Genomic DNA, 18468 nt, shown 5'->3' on the forward strand with positions numbered 1-18468 from the left:
CTCAACGCCGCCCGACAAGGATCACCACACATCCTGTAAGGCATAGTAGCACACCCGCCACATCCGCGCGCGTTACTGGCACCCGTTCGACCAGAACCATCCACGCCACGGCGCACAACACATAGATGCCGCCATAGGCCGCATAGGCCCGCCCAGCCGCCGAAGGCTCGGCCAGCGTGAGGAGCCAGCCGAACAGGCAGAGCGAGGCGATTCCCGGCGCCAGCCACCAGACGCTCGCGCCGGACCGCATCCACGACCAGAAGGCGAAGCAGCCCCCGATCTCCGCGAGGGCCGCCGCCAGATAGACCGCGAGCGTCGGCGCGAGGCCGGTCACCGCGCGAGGTCGGGCGCCAGCGCTTCCCGCTTCAGACGCTCGACCAGCGCGTCGAGGCCGATCACCTCCTGCTTGGCGTCGGCGCCGAGCGGACGCAGCGCCACGGTGCGCTCCTCCGCCTCGCGCTTGCCGAGGACCAGCAGGTACGGAACCTTCGCCAGCGAATGCTCGCGCACCTTGTAGTTGATCTTCTCGTTGCGCAGGTCGGTCTCGACTCGGATGCCGGCCGCGCGCAGCGTGGCGGCCACTTCCTCCGCATAGCCATCGGCGTCCGACACGATCGTCGCCACCACCGCCTGCACCGGCGCCAGCCAGAGCGGGAAGCGGCCGGCATGATGCTCGATCAGGATGCCGATGAAGCGCTCGAACGTGCCGAGGATGGCGCGGTGGAGCATCACCGGGCGATGACGGTTGCCGTCCTCGCCGACATAGGACGCGTCGAGACGCTCGGGCAGCACCGTGTCCGCCTGAATCGTGCCGACCTGCCAGGTGCGGCCGATCGCGTCGGTCAGGTGGAATTCGAGCTTGGGCGCGTAGAAGGCGCCCTCGCCCGGCAGTTCCTCCCAGCCGAACTCTTCGGTCGCGCGGCCCGAGGCGGCGACGGCGTCGCGCAGCGTCTGCTCGGCCTTGTCCCACATCTCTTCCGAGCCGAAGCGCTTGTCGGGGCGCAGCGCCAGCTTGATGGCGTAATTGTCGAAGCCCAGGTCCTTGTAGACGCTGTCGAGCAGGTCGCAGAACTGGCTGATCTCGGCGACGAGCTGGTCCTCGCGCACGAAGATATGCGCGTCATCCTGCGTGAACTGGCGGACGCGCATGATGCCGTGCAGCGCGCCGTGCGGCTCGTTGCGATGGCAGCAGCCGAACTCGGCCATGCGGATCGGCAGGTCGCGATAGGACTTGATGCCCTGACGGAAGATCAGGACGTGCGCCGGGCAGTTCATCGGCTTGAGCGCCATCAGGTCGCCCTTGCCGGAGAGGACGGGGCCGTCCTCGTCGGTGTTGGGGATCTCGTCGGGCACGACGAACATGTTCTCGCGATACTTGCCCCAGTGGCCCGACTGCTCCCACTGGCGCGCGTCCATGAGCTGCGGGGTCTTCACCTCGACATAGCCCGCGCCGTCGAGACGGCGGCGCATATAAGCCTCGAGCTGGCGCCACAGGACGAAGCCGTTGGGATGCCAGAACACCGAGCCCTGCGCCTCGGACTGGAGGTGGAACAGGTCCATCTCCTGCCCGATCTTGCGGTGGTCGCGCTTGGCGGCCTCCTCGAGGCGCGTGAGGTGCTGGTCGAGCTGCTTCTTGTTGAGCCAGCCCGTGCCATAGATGCGCGAGAGCATCGCGTTCTTCTGGTCGCCGCGCCAGTACGCGCCCGACACGCGCGTCAGCTTGAACGCCTGCGGGTCGAGCTTGCCGGTCGAGGCGAGGTGCGGGCCACGGCACATGTCGAGCCAGTCGCCGCCGGACCAATAGACCGTCAGCTCCTCATTCTCGGGAAGCTCGGCGGCCCACTCGGCCTTGAAGGTCTCGCCCTCAGCCGTCCAGCGCGCGATCAGCGCCTCGCGCGTCCAGACTTCGCGCTTCAGCGGCTTGTCGGCGGCGATCAGCTTGCGCATCTCGGCCTCGATCGCCGGCAGATCCTCCTCGGTGAAGGGGCGATCCTTGGGCGCGAAGTCGTAATAGAAGCCGTCGTCCGTCGCGGGGCCGAACGTGATCTGCGTGCCGGGGAACAGGCTCTGCACTGCCTCCGCCAGAAGGTGCGCATAGTCGTGCCGGGCGAGTTCGAGCGCGTCGGCCTCGTCCTTCGCCGTCACCAGCGCGAGCTGCGCATCGACCTCCAGCGGGCGCGTGATGTCGCGGAGTTCCCCGTCGACCTTGGCCGCGATCGCTGCCTTGGCGAGGCCCGGCCCGATCGCCGCCGCGATGTCCGCCGGGGTAGTCCCCGGAGCCACCTCACGGACGGAACCGTCGGGCAGCGTGATCTTGAGCATCGCGGACATGGAAAAGACTCTCGATGAGATAGGGAAACGACCGATGTCGCTTACCCGCGTGGTCATGATGGAGGCAAGTCGCCCCGTCACCGATCAGGCGACGGCGATGACTCCCGCTCCGAGATAATGTCCCGCGGCGTCGAAATCAAAGCCGACGACGATCGATCCCGCCGGCGCGCAGGCGTGGCAGACGGCGGTGGGCGTGGTCAGCAGCACACGCAGGTTGCCGGAAGGCGTCTTGCCGAACGACACGTCGCCCGGCGGGACCGGGAAGGCATCCGGATGCTCGGCCTGCGCGGCGCGATAGTCGGCGCGCGCCTTGTCCTCGGCGGTCAGCTCATAAGCGTCGGCGAGGATCGGATCGCCGGCGGCGGGGACGAGGACGGTCGCCATGTTGGTGTTGGCGCGAAAGGGATAGGTGACCGTGGCGACACCGATCGGCCCCACCTGCTTCCAGGCGGATACATAGCCGGGGTCCCCCGCCGCCACGAGCTTCTGGCTGAAGGCGATCGAACCCAGCGACGCGCCGCCCTTGCGCATCTGCTCGATCAGGCATTCGCCGATCCCTTCCGACCTGGCGCGGCAGGCCTCCAGCCCCTCGCCGGACCAGACGGCGCCGGCATCGAGCGCGGCGCTCAGCTTCTCGGGCGCGCGGCCGATCGGCGGGGCATAAGTGAAGCCCACCAGCCGCTCGGTGTGCGCCAGCCTGCCGCGCTGGGTGACGAGGATGGCGGCCGGCTCGGTCCTGCGGGGGCGCTGGACGAAATAGACGAAATCGGCATTGGCGAAGCGGAAGCCGCCCCGCGCGCCGACGATCTCCGATCCGCCGAGCAGGCGCAGCGTCGGCTTGTTGCTCTGCTGCACGCCGTCTGGGCGCGTCACCGGCCCGCGCTTGAGGAAATCGAAGCTCTGGTAGACGAGCCCCTGCGTCGTCTCGGTCACCACCACGCTGCGGCGCGAATCGACGCCGATGAAACGCGTATGCGCCAGCCAGCGGCAGGAGAGCTGCTTGTCGTCGAGCTTTACCTCGACGATCGGCGGCACGGTCGCGTCGCCGCCGTCGATCATCTCGGGATTGACGCCATGCACGTCGCCGACGACCTGCGCGCCCCGCGACAGCGGCCAATGGATCTGCCCCGCCCCCGGATCGGGCGGGCCCACCTGATAGCTCTGGGTGTCGAACTTGCCGGAGCGCCGATCGAGCAAGGTGATGATGCTCGCTCCCCTGGCGTCCGGCTTTCCGGCGAACAGCGCATAAGGGCCACTCACCGCATCGCAGACGAACCAGCCGTCACGCGCGGGCATCGCATTGATACGGGTGACGCTGTCGTCCGGCGCGGCCGCGCGGAGCGGCATGGCGGCCAATAGCAGGGCAAGGGAGACGAGATGCTTCATCGACCCTCCGTAACGATCTGTCACCTGAACCCACGATGATAACGCTTCACCGCACACTCTAGCATGGGTTGACCGCGGGCGCCTGCTCGCCTCTTGTGCCGGCTCTATCATTTCGGGGAGCATCCGTGGCGCAACGCCTGACCCTCTATATTCTGATCGGCATGGTTCTGGGCATCGTCGCCGGACTGGCGATGCATGCGGCCGTTGCCGAGCCGGCGCTGAGCCTGTGGGCGGGCTATCTCACCATCCCGACCGACCTGTTCCTGCGACTGATCAAGATGATCATCGCGCCGCTGGTCTTCTCCACGCTGGTGGTCGGCATCGCCCATATGGGGGATACGTCCGCGCTCGGGCGGATCGGGGCGCGCACGCTCGGCTGGTTCCTCGGCGCAACCCTCGTCTCGCTGACGCTCGGCCTCATCATGGTCAACCTGCTCCAGCCGGGCGCGCATACCGGCCTTGCCCTTCCGCCGACCGGCGAGGGCATGGGGCTCGATGCCAAGGGCTTCAACCTCCACGATTTCTTCGTCCACATCGTCCCCGCCTCGATCACCGAGGCGATGGCCAACAACGACATCCTGCCGATCGTCGTCTTCTCGGTGTTCATGGGCGTGGCGCTGGTGGCGGTCGGCGAGAAGGGCAAGCCGCTGGTCGCCGGCATCGAGGCGCTGGTCGCGGTGATGCTGAAGATCACCGACTATGTGATGCGCGTCGCGCCGATCGCGGTGTTCGCCGCCATCGCCCATGCGGTGGCGATCAACGGTGCCGGCATCCTGCTCACCTTCGGGCGCTTCGTCGGCAGCTTCTACCTGACGCTTGGCGTGCTGTGGGCGGTGCTGATCGGCGCGGGTTTCGTGATGCTGGGCGGACGCGCGCGTTCGCTCGTGCGGCTGATCCGCGAGCCGACCCTGCTCGCCTTCTCCACCGCCTCGTCGGAAGCGGCCTATCCGCGCCTCTTGGAGGCCCTGGAAGTCTTCGGCGTGCCCCGCCGCATCGCCAGCTTCGTGCTGCCCTTGGGCTATTCGTTCAACCTCGACGGCTCGATGATCTACATGACCTTCGCGACCCTGTTCATCGCGCAGGCCTATGGCATCGACATCTCGATCGGGCAGCAGATCCTGATGGTGCTGATCCTGATGGTGACGTCGAAGGGCATGGCCGGCGTGCCGCGCGCCAGCCTCGTCGTGATCGCCGCCGTGATGGGGCATTTCCACATCCCCGAGGCCGGGCTGCTGCTCGTGCTGGCGGTCGACCAGTTCCTCGACATGGGCCGTTCGGGCACCAACGTGATCGGCAATGCGGTGGCCACCGCCGTGGTTGCCAAATGGGAGGGCGCGCTCACTCCTCCGAGGGAGCGGCTGGACCTCGACACGCAAGCATAGGATAATGACGGTCGGAAGCGGTGCGCCGCTTCCCGCGTCAGTCACTAAGGAATCGCGCGATGCTGGATAAGCTGTTCCTCGATCATCCCGCCGATGTGGGCGAGACCTATGGCGAGCATATGCGCCATGCCTCGGGCTACGGCTTCGCGATGATCGGCGGCGGCATCGCCTGCCTCGTCCATGCGCTCGTGCCCGCCCTGTTCAAGACGCGCGGCAGCGAGACGATCAACCATCTCCACCAGAAGCTGGTCCGCTCGCGCGGCGCCAAGCGCGACGCCACCATCGAGATGCGCACCGGCGGATGGGTGATCTGACCGGCGCGGAGCCCCCGCGCTTCATCACAACGAGGGACGGCCGCCGCCTCGCCGTGCGCTTTCGCGGCGGGCACGGGCCGGCGCTGCTGTTCCTGCCCGGCTATGCCTCCGACATGATGGGCGGCAAGGCGGTGGCGCTCGACGCCTGGGCCGAGCGAACCGGCCACGCCATGATCCGCTTCGACTATTCGGGCACCGGCGAGAGCGAGGGTGCCTTCGAGGAGGGCACGCTCGCCCGCTGGCGCGACGATGCGCTGGCGATCGTCGATGCGTGCGAGGGCGATCTGGTGGTGGTCGGCTCGTCGATGGGCGGCTGGCTGATGCTGCTGGTGGCGCTGGCCCGGCCGGACCGGGTGCGCGCGCTGGTCGGCATCGCGGCCGCGCCCGATTTCTCGGACTGGGGCTATTCGCAGGACGAGAAGATGACGATCCTGCGCGATGGGCGGCTGGAGCAGCCCTCCCCCTATGGCGCGCCGATGGTGACGACCAAGGGCTTCTGGCAATCGGCCGAAGCACTCCGCCTGCTTCACGCGCCGATCGCCTTCGACGGGCCGATGCGGTTGCTCCATGGCGAGGCCGACGCCGACGTGCCGCCCTGGGTGTCCGGGCGGATCGCGGCGCTCGTCCGTTCAGCCGATGTGCAGACCATCCTCGTCAAGGACGGCGATCATCGCCTGTCGCGCCCGCATGACCTCATTTTGCTGGAGCGCACGGTGGAATCGCTGATGGAGAGCCTGTGATCCCCGCCCTCGCCCTGCTGCTGGCCGCCGCTCCGGCTCCGGCGCACACCGGCCCGGCCGACACGCGCAGCCCGCAGGCGCGCTATCAGGAGTGCATCAAGCAGAGCGACACCGATCCCGCCGCCGCGGCGCAGCTCGCGACGGCATGGGCGGCCTCGGGCGGCGGCGCGCTGGCGGCGCACTGCCTCGGCATCGCGCGCAGCGCCACCGAGGACTGGAAGGGCGCTGCCGATGCCTTCACCGCCGCCGCCGACATCGCCACCAAGACGCACGATCGCACGGCCGCGAGCTACTGGGTCTCGGCCGGCAACGCCGCGCTGGCGGCCGGCGACACCGCCCGCGCCCGCGCCGCGCTGTCGAGCGCGCTCGCCGACCCCGCGCTTGCCGAACAGATGAAGGGCGAGGCCTATCTCGACCGGGCCCGCGCCGATGTCGCCGCCGGAGACCTCCCCGCCGCGCGCACCGACATGAACGACGCGCTGGCGCTCGTCCCTGCCGATCCGATGGCCTGGCTGCTTTCCGCCACGCTCGCGCGGCGCATGGGCGACGGCAGCCGCGCCACCTCCGACATCAAGGAAGCGATGCTGCGCGCACCCAACGAGGCGGACGTGCTCTATGAGGCGGGCAATATCGCCGCGACCAACGGCAATATGGAGGATGCCCGCGTACAATGGTCCCGCGCGGTCGCCGCCGATCCGCAGAGCGACGTCGCGAAATCCGCCCGCGCCAATCTCGACGCCACCGGCGAGGGCGCGCCCAAGCCTGCGCCGAAACCCGGCCGCTGAGGTTCACAAGGCCCCCGCCGAAGCCTAGATTGGTGGCATGAAGTATCTGCACACCATGATCCGCGTCTCGGACCCGGCCGAGACGATCCGCTTCTTCGAGCTGCTCGGCCTGAAGGAGACCCGCCGCATGGAAAGCGAGCAGGGCCGCTTCACGCTGATCTACCTCGCCGCCCCCGGCGACGAGGCGGCCGAGGTGGAGCTGACCCACAATTGGGACGAGAAGGGCTATGACGGCGGCCGCAATTTCGGCCACCTCGCCTATCGCGTCGACGATATCTATGCGCTGTGCAGCAAGCTGATGGACGCCGGCATCACCATCAACCGCCCGCCGCGCGACGGCCACATGGCCTTCATCCGCACGCCCGACAATATCTCGATCGAGCTGCTTCAGGCTGGCGATCGCCTGCCCCCGGCCGAGCCCTGGGCCTCGATGCCCAATACGGGAAGCTGGTAAGCGCCATGATGCTGGAGATCGTCCCCGTCCCCGCGCTCAGCGACAATTATGTGTGGCTGATGCACGACGCCCGAAGCGGCGAGACGGTGGCGGTCGACCCCGGCGAGGCGGCGCCCGTGCTCGCCGCGGCCGACGCGCGGGGCTGGCGCATCACGCAGGTGTGGAACACCCACTGGCATCCCGATCATGTCGGCGGCAACGCCGCGATCCGGGAAGCCACCGGCGCCACCATCACCGGCCCGTCCGAACAGGGCCGCATCCCGACGCTCGACCGGGTGGTCGAGGAGGGCGACACCGTCCGCATCGGCGCGCAAGAGGGGCAGGTGATCGCCGTCGGCGCGCATACCGCCGGGCATATCGCCATCCACCTGCCCGGCGAGGCGGTGGTGTTCACCGGCGATACGCTGTTCGCCATGGGCTGCGGCCGGCTGTTCGAGGGGACGGCCGAGGATATGTTCGCCGCTCTTGGCAAACTTGCCAAATTGCCGGGCGAGACGCGGGTCTGCTGCGGCCATGAATATACCGTCGCCAACGGGCGTTTCGCCGTGGTAACCGAGCCCGGCAACGAGGCCGCGCGCGAGGCGCTGGCGCGCGCCGAGCGGCTGCGTGCCGAGGGCCGGCCGACGCTGCCCTCCACCATCGCCCTCGAACGGGCCACCAATCCCTTCCTGCGCGCGCGCGACGCGCGGGAACTGGCCGAACGCCGCTCCGCCAAGGACAGCTTCAAGGGATAGGAACGCAATCGGGCGTTCCTTCGCGCAGAAAGGATGGAGTCGATGCGTATCCTGACTCTCGCCACGCTGCTGGCCGTGCTGGCTTCCGGCACCGCGCAGGCCTCTCCCCCGCAGACGGTGGAGCAGGCGCTCGCCGGGCGCACCCCCGGCAAACCCACCTCCTGCATCCCGCTCACCCGCGTCGACAGCACCGAGATCTTCGATTCCGGCGCGATCCTCTACCGGATGAAGGGCGGCCCGGATTATCTCAACACGCCCCCCCACTGCTCCACCCTGCGCCACGACCGCGCCATCTCCACCCGCACGCCGACCGGCTCGATCTGTAGCGGCGACATCATACGAATCTTCGACGCGCCCGCCCATTTCGACTTCGGCGGCTGCGGGCTGGGCGAGTTCGTCCCCTATCCGCGGGTGAAGAAGGCTCAGTAGGCGGCCTGCTTGTAGAGCCCGTCGAGCCGCGCGCCATAGACGCTGCGGATGACGTGGCGGCGGATCTTCATCGACGGCGTGAGCTGCGCATTCTCGATGGTGAAGGCCTCCTCCGCCACCAGCACGCGGCGCACCTTCTCGGTGGTCGAGAGATCGGCGTTCACCCGGTCCACCGCCGCCTGCACGGCGCGGTGGAACACCGGATTCTGCGCGAGCAGGCCGATGTCGTTGGCCACCCCCTGCGCCTTCGCCCAATCCGCCTGCCATTCGGGATCGGGCACGACGAGGCCGACCAGATAGGGCCGCCGGTCGCCCATCACCATCGCCTGAAGGATCTCTGGCTGGAGCGTCAGCATCCCCTCGACGCGCTGGGGCGCGACATTGTCGCCCTTGTCGTTGACGATGATGTCCTTCTTGCGGTCGGTGATGACGAGCCGGCCCTTGTCGTCGAGATGGCCGATGTCGCCGGTCGAGAGCCAGCCGTCCGCGCTCAGCACGCGGGCCGTCTCCTCGGGGTTGTGCCAATAGCCCTTCATCACCAGTTCGCCGCGAACCTGAATCTCGCCGTCCTCGGCGATGCGGACCTCGACGCCGTCGAGCGGCGGGCCGACGGTATCGAGCTTGATCCCCGCCTTGGGCCGGTTGCACGAGATGACCGGCGCCGCCTCGGTCTGGCCATAGCCCTGGAGCATGGTGAGGCCGAGCGAGGCGAAGAAGCGGCCCACGTCCGGGTTGAGCGGCGCCCCGCCCGAGACCAGCGCCTTCATCCGCCCGCCGAAACGGCTGCGCACCTTGCGGCGGATGGTGGCGGAGAGCAGCAGGTCCATCGGCCGCTGCCAGAGCCTCGGCCGGTCGCCCATCGCCTCGGCCCGCGCGAGCAGCCAGGACGGCACGGCCCCCTGCTTCTCGATCGCCTTGGCGATGCGCGTGCGCAGCACCTCGAACAGGCGCGGCACCACCACCATGATGGTCGGGCGCACCTCCTCGATGTTGGCGGCGAGCTTCTCCAGCCCCTCGGCATAATAGATCTGCGCGCCGAGCCCGATCGGGAAATGCTGCCCGCCGGTATGCTCATAGGCGTGGCTGAGCGGCAGGAAGGAGAGGAATATCTCGTCGCCCCAGCCGAAATCCTCCGAGATGACGCGCGCCGCGCCTGCGACATTGTGGAGGATCGCGCCATGATGCTGCATCACCCCGCGCGGCGCGCCGCCGGTGCCGGAGGTGTAGATGATGCAGGCGAGATCGTCGCGGCCGAAGCGCTTTGCGTCCTCGGCACAGGCGGCGATATCGGCCTCACCCGAGGCCAGCGCCTCGAACGTCTCGAAGCGGAAGGGGCCGGCCTGCCCGATCCGCATCGCATCGATGCCGACGACGAGCGTGCACTGCCCCGAACGCAACACCGCCGGAATCAGCGTCGTGGCGAGCTTGGCGGTGGAGACGATCACCGCCTTGGCGCCGCTATTCTCCAGCACATGGGCGTGATCGCGGGTGGTGTTGGTGATGTAGGCCGGCACCGTGATGCAGCCCCCCGCCATGATGGCGAGATCGGCGATGCACCACTCGGGGCGATTCTCGGACACCAGCAGCACGCGGTCGCCCGGCTCCAGCCCCTGCGCCTTCAGGGAGGCGGCGAGCGCCGCCACCTGTCGCGCCGCCTCGCGCCAAGTCGTCGGGCGCCAGTCGCCCTCCTCCTTGTGCCAGAGGAAAGGCGCGTCACCCTTCCCGGCAGCACGCGCGAAGAACATGGTGACGAGATTCGGAAAATGTTCGAGCAGACGCATGACCTCTCCTGCCCGCGCTTCTATGTCGCAGGCTAGCATGACGTTACGGTTTTGGCCGCTTATTGCGGAAGCGCAACCCCTTCGCTGCGGGTGACATCCGCAGCGCCGCGCCAGCCGCCTTGCGGAGTGCGCTCGATCGCATTGAGCTTGGAGGGAATCGGCACCTCGTTGGCCTGCTGGCCGAGCTTCGAGATCTCGGGCGCGAGGCCGTCCATCAGCGGGCTCTTCTCAACCAGCAGCGCGCCGCCGCCGAAGAAGATGTTGGGCAGGCCGATGGCATCCTGCGCGCTCATCTTCCAGTCGATAACGCCGACCAGCGTCTTCAGCACATGCATGATGATGCGCTGCCCCCCCGCCGAGCCGACCGCCAGCACCACCTTGCCCGATGGGTCGGTGACGATCGTCGGCGACATCGAGGAGAGCGGCCGCTTGCCCGCCTCCACCCGGTTGGCGACGGGCGCGCCGTTCTTCTCCGGCGCGAAGGAGAAGTCGGTGAGCTGGTTGTTGAGCACGAAGCCGTTCACGACGAGCTGGCTGCCGAAATAGCCCTCGACCGTGCTGGTCATCGTCACGATGTCGCCATTGCCGTCGGCGGCGACGAAATCGGTGGTGCCATGCTCGTCGACGCCGAGGCCTGCGGTGCGCTTCTCGGCGCCCGGCGGCGTGCCGGGCTGGTATTGGCCGAGCGAGCGCGTCTCGGAGATCAGCTTCGCGCGGCGCGCGAGATAGGCCTTGTCGATCAGCCCCGCCACCGGAACCTTCACGAACGCCGTGTCGCCCAGATATTGCGCGCGGTCGGCATAAGCGAGCTGCATCGCCTCGCCGATCAGATGCCATGCCACCGGCGAATTGGGGCCGAGCTTGGCCATGTCGAAATGCTCCAGCATCCCGAGGATCTGGAGGATGGTGATCCCCCCGCTGGAGGACGGCGCCATCCCGCAGATCCTGTAGCCGCGATACGTGCCGCAGACCGGCGCCTGCGCGCGCGCCTCATAGGCGGCGAGATCGGCGGTGGTGAAGGGCACCGGATTGCGCGGCGCATTGCTGACGGCGGCCGCGATCGCCTCGGCGTTGGCGCCCTTGTAGAAGGCGTTCGGCCCTTCCGTGGCGATGCGCTTGAGGAGAGCGGCCAGCTCGGGATTGCGGATCGTGGCGCCCACCGGCTTGGGCACGCCATTGTCGGTGTAGAGCGCGGCGATCGCCGGAAAATCCTTCCACAGCGGCACCATCGCCTGAAGGCGACTCTCCATCAGCGGCGTCACCTGATAGCCGTCCTCGGCCAGCCGGATCGCCGGTTCGAGCAGCTTCGCCCAGGGGAGCTTGCCCCATTTCTGATGGGCCAGAGCGGCGAGGCGGACATTGCCCGACACGCCGACCGACTTGCCGCCCGGAAAGGCCTGCGAGAAGGGCATGGGCTTGCCGTCCGGGCCGAGGAAGCGATCGGGCCGGGCGGCTGACGGCGCCACCTCGCGGCCGTCGATCGTCTCGACCTTGTTGGCCTTGGCGTCATAGTGGACGAAATAACCGCCGCCGCCGATGCCCGAGCTTTGCGGCTCGACCACGGTCAGCGCGAAGATCATCGCCACCTCGGCATCGGCCGCCGAGCCGCCTTCGCGCAGGATCGCCTGCCCTGCCTCCGCCGCGCGCGGATCGGCGGCCGACACCATGCCTTTGCCCGGCGGCGAGACCGGCGGCGCATCGGCCAGAGCGGGGGTGGTGAGGAGCAGGGCGGCAGCGAGCGCGGTTCGGATCATGCCGGCGAACCTAGTGGCGACACGCAACGGGGCAACCCCTTCAGGCGCCCACCGCTTCCGCCACGCTCGCAAAGCCGTCGCGCCGGAGCAGCGGCACCAGCCCCCTGGCGATCCGCGCCGCCAGCCCCGGCCCCTCATAGACCAGCGCCGAATAGAGCTGCACAAGGCTCGCGCCGGCGCGGATGCGGGCATAGGCATCCTCGGCCGAGGCGATACCGCCCGCGGCGATCAGAGGCACCTGCCCGCCCGTCGCCTTGCGGAAGTCCTTCAGCCGCTGGAGCGCCAGCGGCCGGAGCGGCTCGCCCGACAGCCCCCCGCTCTCGCCGGCATGGCGCGAGGAAAGCGGCGGGCGCGACACGGTGGTGTTGGCGACGATCAGCGCATCGATCTTGCGGTCCACCACCACCTTGGCGATCGCATCGATGTCGGCGGGATCGAGATCGGGCGCGACCTTGAGGAAGATCGGCGGCCCCTGCTCGCCCCGCGCCTCATAGGCGGCGGCCAGCAACGCATCGAGCGCGGCCGCCTCCTGCAACGCGCGCAGGCCCGGCGTGTTGGGCGACGAGATGTTGATCGTCAGATAGTCCGCCACCGGCGCCATCGCGCGCACGCCGCGCGCATAATCGGCGGTGCGATCGGCCGAATCCTTGTTGGCGCCGACGTTGACGCCGACGATCCCGCGCCGCTCGCGCTTGGCGAGGCGCGCGAAGGCGTCCTCCTGCCCCCCATTGTTGAAGCCCATGCGGTTGATGACCGCCCGATCCTCGACCAATCGGAACAGGCGCGGCTTGGGATTGCCCGCCTGCGGCCTGGGCGTCAGCGTCCCCACCTCGACGAAGCCGAAGCCGAGCCCGAGCAGCGCGTCGGGCACGCGCGCATCCTTGTCGTATCCGGCGGCCAGCCCCACCGGGGTCGGAAAGTCGAGCCCGGCCACGCGAGTCCCGAGCGCCGGCGCGTAGCTCGGCGGCGTCTTGCGAGGCGCCTTCTCCAGCACGTCGAGCGACAGCAGATGCGCGCGCTCGCCATCGAGCCGGAAGATGAAGGGGCGAAGAAGGGGGTAGAGCGACATGGCCGACGGCGCTATGGGACCGCGCCCCGCCTGTCAAAGAATCGAGCAGCCGCGGCCTTGACCCCGCTCCCTTCCGCGACCACATGGCAATTCGGATCGAATCAGTCTGAATTGAGAACGGATCGCAACTGACCATGCGCCTGTCCAGCCTTGCCGACTATGCTGTCGTGATGATGGCGGCCGCCGCGCGCCACGGCATGGCGGGGCGCTTCTCCGCGACGATCCTGTCGGCCGAGACGGGCGTGCCGCTGCCCACAGCGCAAAAGCTGATGGGCAAGCTCGCGGGTGCCGGCCTCCTCGCCTCGCAGCGGGGCGCCTCGGGCGGCTTCGCGCTGGCGCGGGGGGCGCACGCGATCAGTCTCATCGAGATTATCGAGGCCGTGGAAGGCCCGATCGCGCTGACGAGTTGCGTGGATGAAGCGAAGCACGACTGCGCTCTGGAGCAGGCGTGCAAGGTGAAGCCGCATTGGGCCGTGGTGAACAGCGCAGTGCGCAAGGCATTCGAGGACGTGCGGCTCGACCAGCTGGCCGGCGTCGAACAAGAGGTGATGGCGTGAGCGTTCGCAACGAAGAGGCCCTGGCGGCGGCGGAGAAGCTCTCCACCTACGAGTGGGGCTTCACGTCCGACATCGAGCAGGAATTCGCGCCCAAGGGCCTCAACGAGGACACCGTGCGCTTCATCTCGGCCAAGAAGGGCGAGCCCGAGTGGATGCTCGACTGGCGCCTGAAGGCCTATCGCCGCTGGCTGACGATGACCCCGCCGGACTGGGCGAAGCTCAACGTGCCGCCGATCGATTATCAGGACGCCTATTATTACGCGGCGCCCAAGAAGAAGCCGACGCTCTCGTCCTTGGACGAGGTCGATCCCGAGATTCTGCGCACCTACGAGAAGCTCGGCATCCCGATCGCCGAGCAGAAGCTGCTCGCCGGCGTCGTCGAGGAGGAAGACCCGGACGCGCCGCCCAAGCGCAAGGTCGCGGTGGACGCGGTGTTCGACTCCGTGTCGGTCGCCACCACCTTCCGCGCCGAGCTGGAGAAGGCGGGCGTCATCTTCCGGTCGATCTCGGAGGCGATCAAGGAATATCCCGATCTCGTCCGCAAGTGGCTCGGCAAGGTCGTGCCGCAGCATGACAATTACTTCGCCACGCTCAACTGCGCGGTCTTCTCGGACGGCACCTTCGTCTACATTCCCGAGGGCGTCCGCTGTCCGATGGAGCTGTCGACCTATTTCCGCATCAACGCGGAGAATACCGGCCAGTTCGAGCGCACGCTGATTGTCGCCGACAAGGGGTCGTACGTCTCCTATCTCGAAGGCTGCACCGCGCCGCAGCGCGACGAGAATCAGCTCCACGCCGCCGTGGTCGAACTGGTCGCGCTCGACGATGCCGAGATCAAATATTCGACCGTCCAGAACTGGTATCCCGGCGACGCCAAGGGCAAGGGCGGCATCTACAACTTCGTCACCAAGCGCGCGCTCTGCCAGGGCAAGAACTCGAAGGTCAGCTGGACGCAGGTCGAGACCGGCTCCGCGATCACCTGGAAATATCCGAGCTGCGTGCTGGCGGGTGAGAACAGCGTCGGCGAGTTCTACTCGGTCGCCGTCACCACCAATCACCAGCAGGCCGACACCGGCACCAAGATGATCCACCTCGGCAAGGGGTCGCGCTCGACGATCGTGTCGAAGGGCATCTCGGCGGGCAAGTCGAACAACACCTATCGCGGCCTCGTCCGCGTCGGCCCGACGGCCGAGGGCGTGCGCAACTTCACCCAGTGCGACTCGCTCCTGCTCGGCGACAAATGCGGGGCGCACACCGTGCCCTATATCGAGGTCCGCAACCCTTCGGCCCAGATCGAGCATGAGGCGACGACCTCGAAGATTTCCGACGACCAGCTTTTCTACGCGATGCAGCGCGGCCTCGACGCCGAAGAGGCGGTGGCGCTGATCGTCAACGGCTTCGCCCGCGAGGTGCTTCAGCAGCTCCCCATGGAGTTCGCGGTGGAAGCGCAGAAGCTGCTGGGGATCAGTCTTGAGGGGAGCGTGGGATGAGTTTCTTCAAGCGTCATCCAAAACTCTGGCTGACTGTTTGGGTCATATTTGGCCTCGGCAACCTCTTAATCGCCTTCAATGCCATTTTCGATCACGGCTTTGACACGGCGCCCTTTGTGAAGGCGCTGATCGGCCTAACCCTCGCTGGCATGATGTCGGCTTATCTCATCCCGGAAATTCGGACGAACAATGCTCAACATTGAAAACCTCCACGCCGAAGTTGACGGCAAGGCCATCCTCAAGGGCATCACGCTCTCGATCAATCCGGGCGAGATCCACGCGATCATGGGCCCGAACGGAGCCGGCAAGTCGACCACGGCTTATGTCCTCGGCGGGCGGCCCGGCTATGAGGTGACGGAGGGTTCCGCCACCTTCGAGGGCACCGACCTGCTCACTATGGAGCCGCACGAGCGCGCCGCCGCCGGCCTGTTCCTCGGCTTCCAATATCCGGTCGAGATTCCCGGCGTCTCCAACCTCCAGTTCCTGCGCACGGCGCTCAACGCCCAGCGCAAGGCGCGTGGCGAAGCGGAGCTCAGCGGTGGCGAGTTCATCAAGCTCGCCCGCAAGGAGGCCGACGCGCTCGGCCTTGACCCGGAGATGCTGAAGCGCCCGGTCAATGTCGGCTTCTCGGGGGGCGAGAAGAAGCGCAACGAGATGGTCCAGATGGGCATCATCGGCCCGAAGCTCGCCATCCTCGACGAGACCGACTCCGGCCTCGACATCGATGCGCTCCGCCATGTCGGCCACGGCATCAACACGATCATGCGCCGGCCGGACCGCGCCGTGCTGCTCATCACCCATTATCAGCGGCTTCTCGACTATGTGAAGCCGGACTTCGTGCACGTGCTCGCCGCCGGCCGCATCGTCCGCTCGGGCGGACCGGAGCTGGCGCTGGAACTGGAGCGCGAAGGCTACGGCCAGATCACGGACGAGCTGGCGGCATGAGCCTGCTCGCCCTCCCCTCGGCGCGCGACGAGGCGTGGCGCTGGTCGGACCTGTCCGGCCTGCCCGCCATCGCCGATACGACGCCCACGGGCGCGGCGCGCTCGGTTGACGATCTCTGGATCGACACGCCTGGCCCGCGCCTGCTGTTCGTCGACGGCGCCTATGACGCCAGCCGCTCGAACCCCGGCCCGGTGCAGGTCGGCAGCGCCGATGCCCGTGCGGACCGCCATGCGCTCGGCAAGCTCGCCGGCGCGAACGGCTGGACGCTGACGCTCGGCCGCGATTGCGCGACGCAGGGTCCGGTCCAGATCGTCCATGTCGCCACCGGCGGCGCGAACCATCTCGCCGCCGAAGTCCGCCTCGACGAGGATGCGCAGGCGAGCATCGTCGAGAGCTTCGTCGGCGAGGGCTGGGTCAACCGTGCCGCCTCGCTCCGCCTCGCGCGCTCGGCGCGGCTGATGGTGGCGCGCCGCTTCCTCCACGAGACGGGCTTCCAGAGCCACGCCGACACCGCCGAGATCGGTCAGGCCGCGAGCCTCACCATCGCCTCGCTGGTCGCGGGCCAGGCCGACAGCCGCCTCGACGGCCATCTGACGCTGACCGGCATCGAGGCGTTCGCGGAGGCCGGCGGCGCGCTGCTCGGCCGCCAGAAGCAGCGCCATGACGCCGCCTTCGTCGTCCGCCACGCCGCCGCCCACGGCCAGAGCCGCCAGCTCTGGCGCGCGGTCGCCGACGAGCAGGCGGTCGCCTCCGCCTCGGCCCGCGTCGAAGTCGCGCGAGACGCCCAGAAGACCGACGGCGAGCAGTCGCTGCGCGGCCTGCTGATGGCACGCACGGCGGCGGTGAATCTCAAGCCCGAGCTCGAGATTTTCGCCGACGACGTGAAGTGCGGCCATGGCGCCACCGTCGGCGAGCTCGATCGCAACAGCCTTTTCTATCTCGCCTCGCGCGGCATCACGCCCCATGAGGCGCGCGCGATCCTCACCCACGCCTTCGTCGCCGACGCGCTCGCCCGGATCGGCGAGGATGCGGTGCGCGAGGCGTTCGAGGCGACCGCCAACGCCTGGCTGGGGATGATCGCATGAGCACCGTCCTCGCCTCCGACCGCCCGCTCGACCGGGTGAGCGACTTCCCGGCGATCCCGTCGGGCTGGGCCTATCTCGACACCGCCGCGACCGCGCAGAAGCCGACGCCGGTGGTGGACGCGATCGATCGCGCCTATCGCGAGACCTACGCGACGGTGCATCGCGGCGTGTATCAGCGCTCGGCCGACATGACGCTCGCCTATGAGGCGGCGCGGCGGCGCGTGGCGGGCTTCATCGGCGCGGCTTCCGACAGCGAGATCGTGTTCGTGCGCGGCGCGACCGAGGCGATCAACCTCGTGGCCCAAAGCTGGGGCACGACGCACCTCAAGCCCGGCGACCGCATCCTGCTTTCGCAGCTCGAGCATCACAGCAACATCGTGCCGTGGCAGCTGATCCGTGAACGGACCGGCATCGCCATCGACGTCTGCTCGCTCACCGAAGACGGCCGCATCGACCTCGACGCCGCCGAGCGGATGCTGACGCCGCAACACAAGCTGGTCGCCTTCGGCCATGTCTCGAACGTGCTCGGCTCGATCCTCGACGTGAAGCGTGCGGCGGATCTGGCACACGCGGTCGGAGCCAAGATTCTCATCGACGGCTGCCAGGCGGTCCCCCGCCTGCCGGTGGATGTCGCGGCGCTCGGCGTCGATTTCTACGCCTTCTCGGGCCACAAGCTCTATGGGCCGACCGGCATCGGCGTGCTCTGGGCGCGTGCCGAGATTCTCGAGTCCATGCCTCCCTATCAGGGCGGCGGATCGATGATCGACAAGGTGACGTTCGAGAAGACCACCTTCCTTCCCGCGCCGTCGCGCTTCGAGGCGGGGACGCCGCACATCGTCGGCGTGATCGGCCTCCATGCCGCGATCGACTATGTGGAGGGTATCGGTCTCCCCGCGATCCATGCGCATGAGGCAGCGCTCGTGGCGGAAACCCGCGCGGCGCTGGCCTCGATCAACTCGGTGACGCTGTTCGGGCCGGAGGATTCGGCCGGCATCGTCAGCTTCGCGATCGAAGGGGTTCATCCCCACGACATCGGCACCATATTGGACGAGAGCCGGGTCGCCATCCGCGCCGGGCATCATTGCACCCAGCCGCTGATGGCGCATCTCGGCGTCGAGGCGACGGCTCGCGCCAGCTTCGGGGTCTATAATGGTCCGGCCGACGTGGCCGCGCTGGTCGAGGGTATCGAGCGTGTTACGCGCATTTTTGGATAGGATTCGCCGGGTGAGCGA

General features: G+C 68.3%; 19 protein-coding genes. 13 read left to right on the forward strand and 6 right to left on the reverse strand.

Annotated features, from left to right (window positions below):
* Position 1: 1 nt before the first annotated feature.
* From ST3T6A_RS0116985 to ST3T6A_RS20975, 3 genes are all read right to left on the reverse strand, one after another.
* Positions 2-334 (reverse strand): YnfA family protein, encoded by a 333-nt coding sequence (locus ST3T6A_RS0116985; protein ID WP_019834154.1) that lies wholly within the window; start codon positions 332-334, stop codon positions 2-4.
* On the reverse strand, positions 331-2331 hold the full coding sequence (thrS, locus tag ST3T6A_RS0116990) for a threonine--tRNA ligase (RefSeq protein ID WP_019834155.1): 2001 nt from the start codon (positions 2329-2331) through the stop codon (positions 331-333). The genes ST3T6A_RS0116985 and thrS overlap by 4 nt, the downstream gene beginning before the upstream one ends.
* Positions 2332-2415: 84 nt before the next feature.
* Complete coding sequence (locus ST3T6A_RS20975) at positions 2416-3717, reverse strand: hypothetical protein (protein WP_019834156.1); 1302 nt, start codon at positions 3715-3717, stop codon at positions 2416-2418.
* A 125-nt stretch (positions 3718-3842) separates the two neighbouring features.
* Here ST3T6A_RS20975 and ST3T6A_RS0117000 point away from each other — a divergent pair, with 125 nt between their 5' ends.
* Genes ST3T6A_RS0117000 through ST3T6A_RS0117030 form a run of 7 tightly spaced genes read left to right on the forward strand, consistent with a single transcriptional unit; the run spans position 3843 to position 8555 of the window.
* A complete protein-coding gene (locus tag ST3T6A_RS0117000) occupies positions 3843-5099 on the forward strand; it encodes a dicarboxylate/amino acid:cation symporter (protein WP_019834157.1) in 1257 nt (418 codons plus the stop codon).
* Between the two features lie 59 nt (positions 5100-5158).
* Complete coding sequence (locus ST3T6A_RS0117005) at positions 5159-5413, forward strand: DUF6356 family protein (RefSeq protein ID WP_019834158.1); 255 nt, start codon at positions 5159-5161, stop codon at positions 5411-5413.
* Positions 5401-6153: an alpha/beta fold hydrolase gene (locus ST3T6A_RS0117010; protein ID WP_037538960.1), complete on the forward strand. Its 753-nt coding sequence runs from the start codon at positions 5401-5403 to the stop codon at positions 6151-6153. Before ST3T6A_RS0117005 ends, ST3T6A_RS0117010 begins: the two co-directional genes overlap by 13 nt.
* The gene (locus ST3T6A_RS20495) at positions 6150-6938 is read left to right on the forward strand and encodes a tetratricopeptide repeat protein (RefSeq protein WP_019834160.1); all 789 of its coding nucleotides are present in this window, start codon (positions 6150-6152) and stop codon (positions 6936-6938) included. The genes ST3T6A_RS0117010 and ST3T6A_RS20495 overlap by 4 nt, the downstream gene beginning before the upstream one ends.
* Before the next feature lie 37 nt (positions 6939-6975).
* Complete coding sequence (locus tag ST3T6A_RS0117020; RefSeq protein ID WP_019834161.1) at positions 6976-7392, forward strand: VOC family protein; 417 nt, start codon at positions 6976-6978, stop codon at positions 7390-7392.
* 5 nt (positions 7393-7397) lie between these two features.
* Positions 7398-8126, forward strand: a complete 729-nt coding sequence (gene gloB / locus ST3T6A_RS0117025; protein ID WP_019834162.1) for a hydroxyacylglutathione hydrolase — start codon at positions 7398-7400, stop codon at positions 8124-8126.
* A 42-nt stretch (positions 8127-8168) separates the two neighbouring features.
* Complete coding sequence (locus ST3T6A_RS0117030; RefSeq protein WP_019834163.1) at positions 8169-8555, forward strand: hypothetical protein; 387 nt, start codon at positions 8169-8171, stop codon at positions 8553-8555.
* Here the strand turns inward: ST3T6A_RS0117030 and ST3T6A_RS0117035 are convergent.
* From ST3T6A_RS0117035 to ST3T6A_RS0117045, 3 genes are read right to left on the reverse strand one after another with little or no spacing between them, the layout of a single operon-like run.
* On the reverse strand, positions 8549-10336 hold the full coding sequence (locus ST3T6A_RS0117035; protein ID WP_019834164.1) for an AMP-dependent synthetase/ligase: 1788 nt from the start codon (positions 10334-10336) through the stop codon (positions 8549-8551). The two genes, ST3T6A_RS0117030 and ST3T6A_RS0117035, sit on opposite strands and share 7 nt — an antisense overlap.
* A gap of 59 nt (positions 10337-10395) precedes the next feature.
* On the reverse strand, positions 10396-12090 hold the full coding sequence (gene ggt / locus ST3T6A_RS0117040) for a gamma-glutamyltransferase (RefSeq protein ID WP_019834165.1): 1695 nt from the start codon (positions 12088-12090) through the stop codon (positions 10396-10398).
* Positions 12091-12130: 40 nt separating this feature from the next.
* Positions 12131-13159: a quinone-dependent dihydroorotate dehydrogenase gene (locus ST3T6A_RS0117045; protein ID WP_019834166.1), complete on the reverse strand. Its 1029-nt coding sequence runs from the start codon at positions 13157-13159 to the stop codon at positions 12131-12133.
* 134 nt (positions 13160-13293) lie between these two features.
* Here ST3T6A_RS0117045 and ST3T6A_RS0117050 point away from each other — a divergent pair, with 134 nt between their 5' ends.
* Genes ST3T6A_RS0117050 through ST3T6A_RS0117075 form a run of 6 tightly spaced genes read left to right on the forward strand, consistent with a single transcriptional unit; the run spans position 13294 to position 18450 of the window.
* Positions 13294-13716 carry an SUF system Fe-S cluster assembly regulator gene (locus tag ST3T6A_RS0117050; RefSeq protein WP_019834167.1) on the forward strand — a complete coding sequence of 141 codons (423 nt, stop codon included), beginning with the start codon at positions 13294-13296 and terminating at the stop codon, positions 13714-13716.
* On the forward strand, positions 13713-15206 hold the full coding sequence (gene sufB / locus ST3T6A_RS0117055; protein WP_019834168.1) for a Fe-S cluster assembly protein SufB: 1494 nt from the start codon (positions 13713-13715) through the stop codon (positions 15204-15206). Before ST3T6A_RS0117050 ends, sufB begins: the two co-directional genes overlap by 4 nt.
* Positions 15203-15409 carry a hypothetical protein gene (locus ST3T6A_RS0117060; RefSeq protein WP_019834169.1) on the forward strand — a complete coding sequence of 69 codons (207 nt, stop codon included), beginning with the start codon at positions 15203-15205 and terminating at the stop codon, positions 15407-15409. Before sufB ends, ST3T6A_RS0117060 begins: the two co-directional genes overlap by 4 nt.
* Entirely contained in the window at positions 15396-16151 is a 756-nt protein-coding gene (sufC, locus tag ST3T6A_RS0117065) for a Fe-S cluster assembly ATPase SufC (protein ID WP_019834170.1), read from the forward strand. The genes ST3T6A_RS0117060 and sufC overlap by 14 nt, the downstream gene beginning before the upstream one ends.
* A complete protein-coding gene (locus ST3T6A_RS0117070; protein WP_019834171.1) occupies positions 16148-17236 on the forward strand; it encodes a SufD family Fe-S cluster assembly protein in 1089 nt (362 codons plus the stop codon). Before sufC ends, ST3T6A_RS0117070 begins: the two co-directional genes overlap by 4 nt.
* The gene (locus tag ST3T6A_RS0117075; RefSeq protein ID WP_019834172.1) at positions 17233-18450 is read left to right on the forward strand and encodes a cysteine desulfurase; all 1218 of its coding nucleotides are present in this window, start codon (positions 17233-17235) and stop codon (positions 18448-18450) included. The genes ST3T6A_RS0117070 and ST3T6A_RS0117075 overlap by 4 nt, the downstream gene beginning before the upstream one ends.
* The last annotated feature ends 18 nt before the right edge of the window (positions 18451-18468 follow it).

The organism is Sphingomonas sp. PR090111-T3T-6A, from assembly GCF_000383095.1.
Taxonomy (GTDB): domain Bacteria; phylum Pseudomonadota; class Alphaproteobacteria; order Sphingomonadales; family Sphingomonadaceae; genus Solisphingomonas.

What these genes read in the sequence shown, in the direction of transcription:
- thrS (WP_019834155.1), bottom strand. Translation starts at nt 2,331, where the DNA reads ATGTCCGCGATGCTCAAGATCACGCTGCCCGACGGTTCCGTCCGTGAG.
- ST3T6A_RS20975 (WP_019834156.1), bottom strand. Translation starts at nt 3,717, where the DNA reads ATGAAGCATCTCGTCTCCCTTGCCCTGCTATTGGCCGCCATGCCGCTC.
- ST3T6A_RS0117005 (WP_019834158.1), top strand. Translation starts at nt 5,159, where the DNA reads ATGCTGGATAAGCTGTTCCTCGATCATCCCGCCGATGTGGGCGAGACC.
- ST3T6A_RS0117010 (WP_037538960.1), top strand. Translation starts at nt 5,401, where the DNA reads ATGGGTGATCTGACCGGCGCGGAGCCCCCGCGCTTCATCACAACGAGG.
- ST3T6A_RS0117020 (WP_019834161.1), top strand. Translation starts at nt 6,976, where the DNA reads ATGAAGTATCTGCACACCATGATCCGCGTCTCGGACCCGGCCGAGACG.
- gloB (WP_019834162.1), top strand. Translation starts at nt 7,398, where the DNA reads ATGATGCTGGAGATCGTCCCCGTCCCCGCGCTCAGCGACAATTATGTG.
- ST3T6A_RS0117030 (WP_019834163.1), top strand. Translation starts at nt 8,169, where the DNA reads ATGCGTATCCTGACTCTCGCCACGCTGCTGGCCGTGCTGGCTTCCGGC.
- ST3T6A_RS0117035 (WP_019834164.1), bottom strand. Translation starts at nt 10,336, where the DNA reads ATGCGTCTGCTCGAACATTTTCCGAATCTCGTCACCATGTTCTTCGCG.
- ggt (WP_019834165.1), bottom strand. Translation starts at nt 12,090, where the DNA reads ATGATCCGAACCGCGCTCGCTGCCGCCCTGCTCCTCACCACCCCCGCT.
- ST3T6A_RS0117045 (WP_019834166.1), bottom strand. Translation starts at nt 13,159, where the DNA reads ATGTCGCTCTACCCCCTTCTTCGCCCCTTCATCTTCCGGCTCGATGGC.
- ST3T6A_RS0117050 (WP_019834167.1), top strand. Translation starts at nt 13,294, where the DNA reads ATGCGCCTGTCCAGCCTTGCCGACTATGCTGTCGTGATGATGGCGGCC.
- ST3T6A_RS0117060 (WP_019834169.1), top strand. Translation starts at nt 15,203, where the DNA reads ATGAGTTTCTTCAAGCGTCATCCAAAACTCTGGCTGACTGTTTGGGTC.
- sufC (WP_019834170.1), top strand. Translation starts at nt 15,396, where the DNA reads ATGCTCAACATTGAAAACCTCCACGCCGAAGTTGACGGCAAGGCCATC.
- ST3T6A_RS0117070 (WP_019834171.1), top strand. Translation starts at nt 16,148, where the DNA reads ATGAGCCTGCTCGCCCTCCCCTCGGCGCGCGACGAGGCGTGGCGCTGG.
- ST3T6A_RS0117075 (WP_019834172.1), top strand. Translation starts at nt 17,233, where the DNA reads ATGAGCACCGTCCTCGCCTCCGACCGCCCGCTCGACCGGGTGAGCGAC.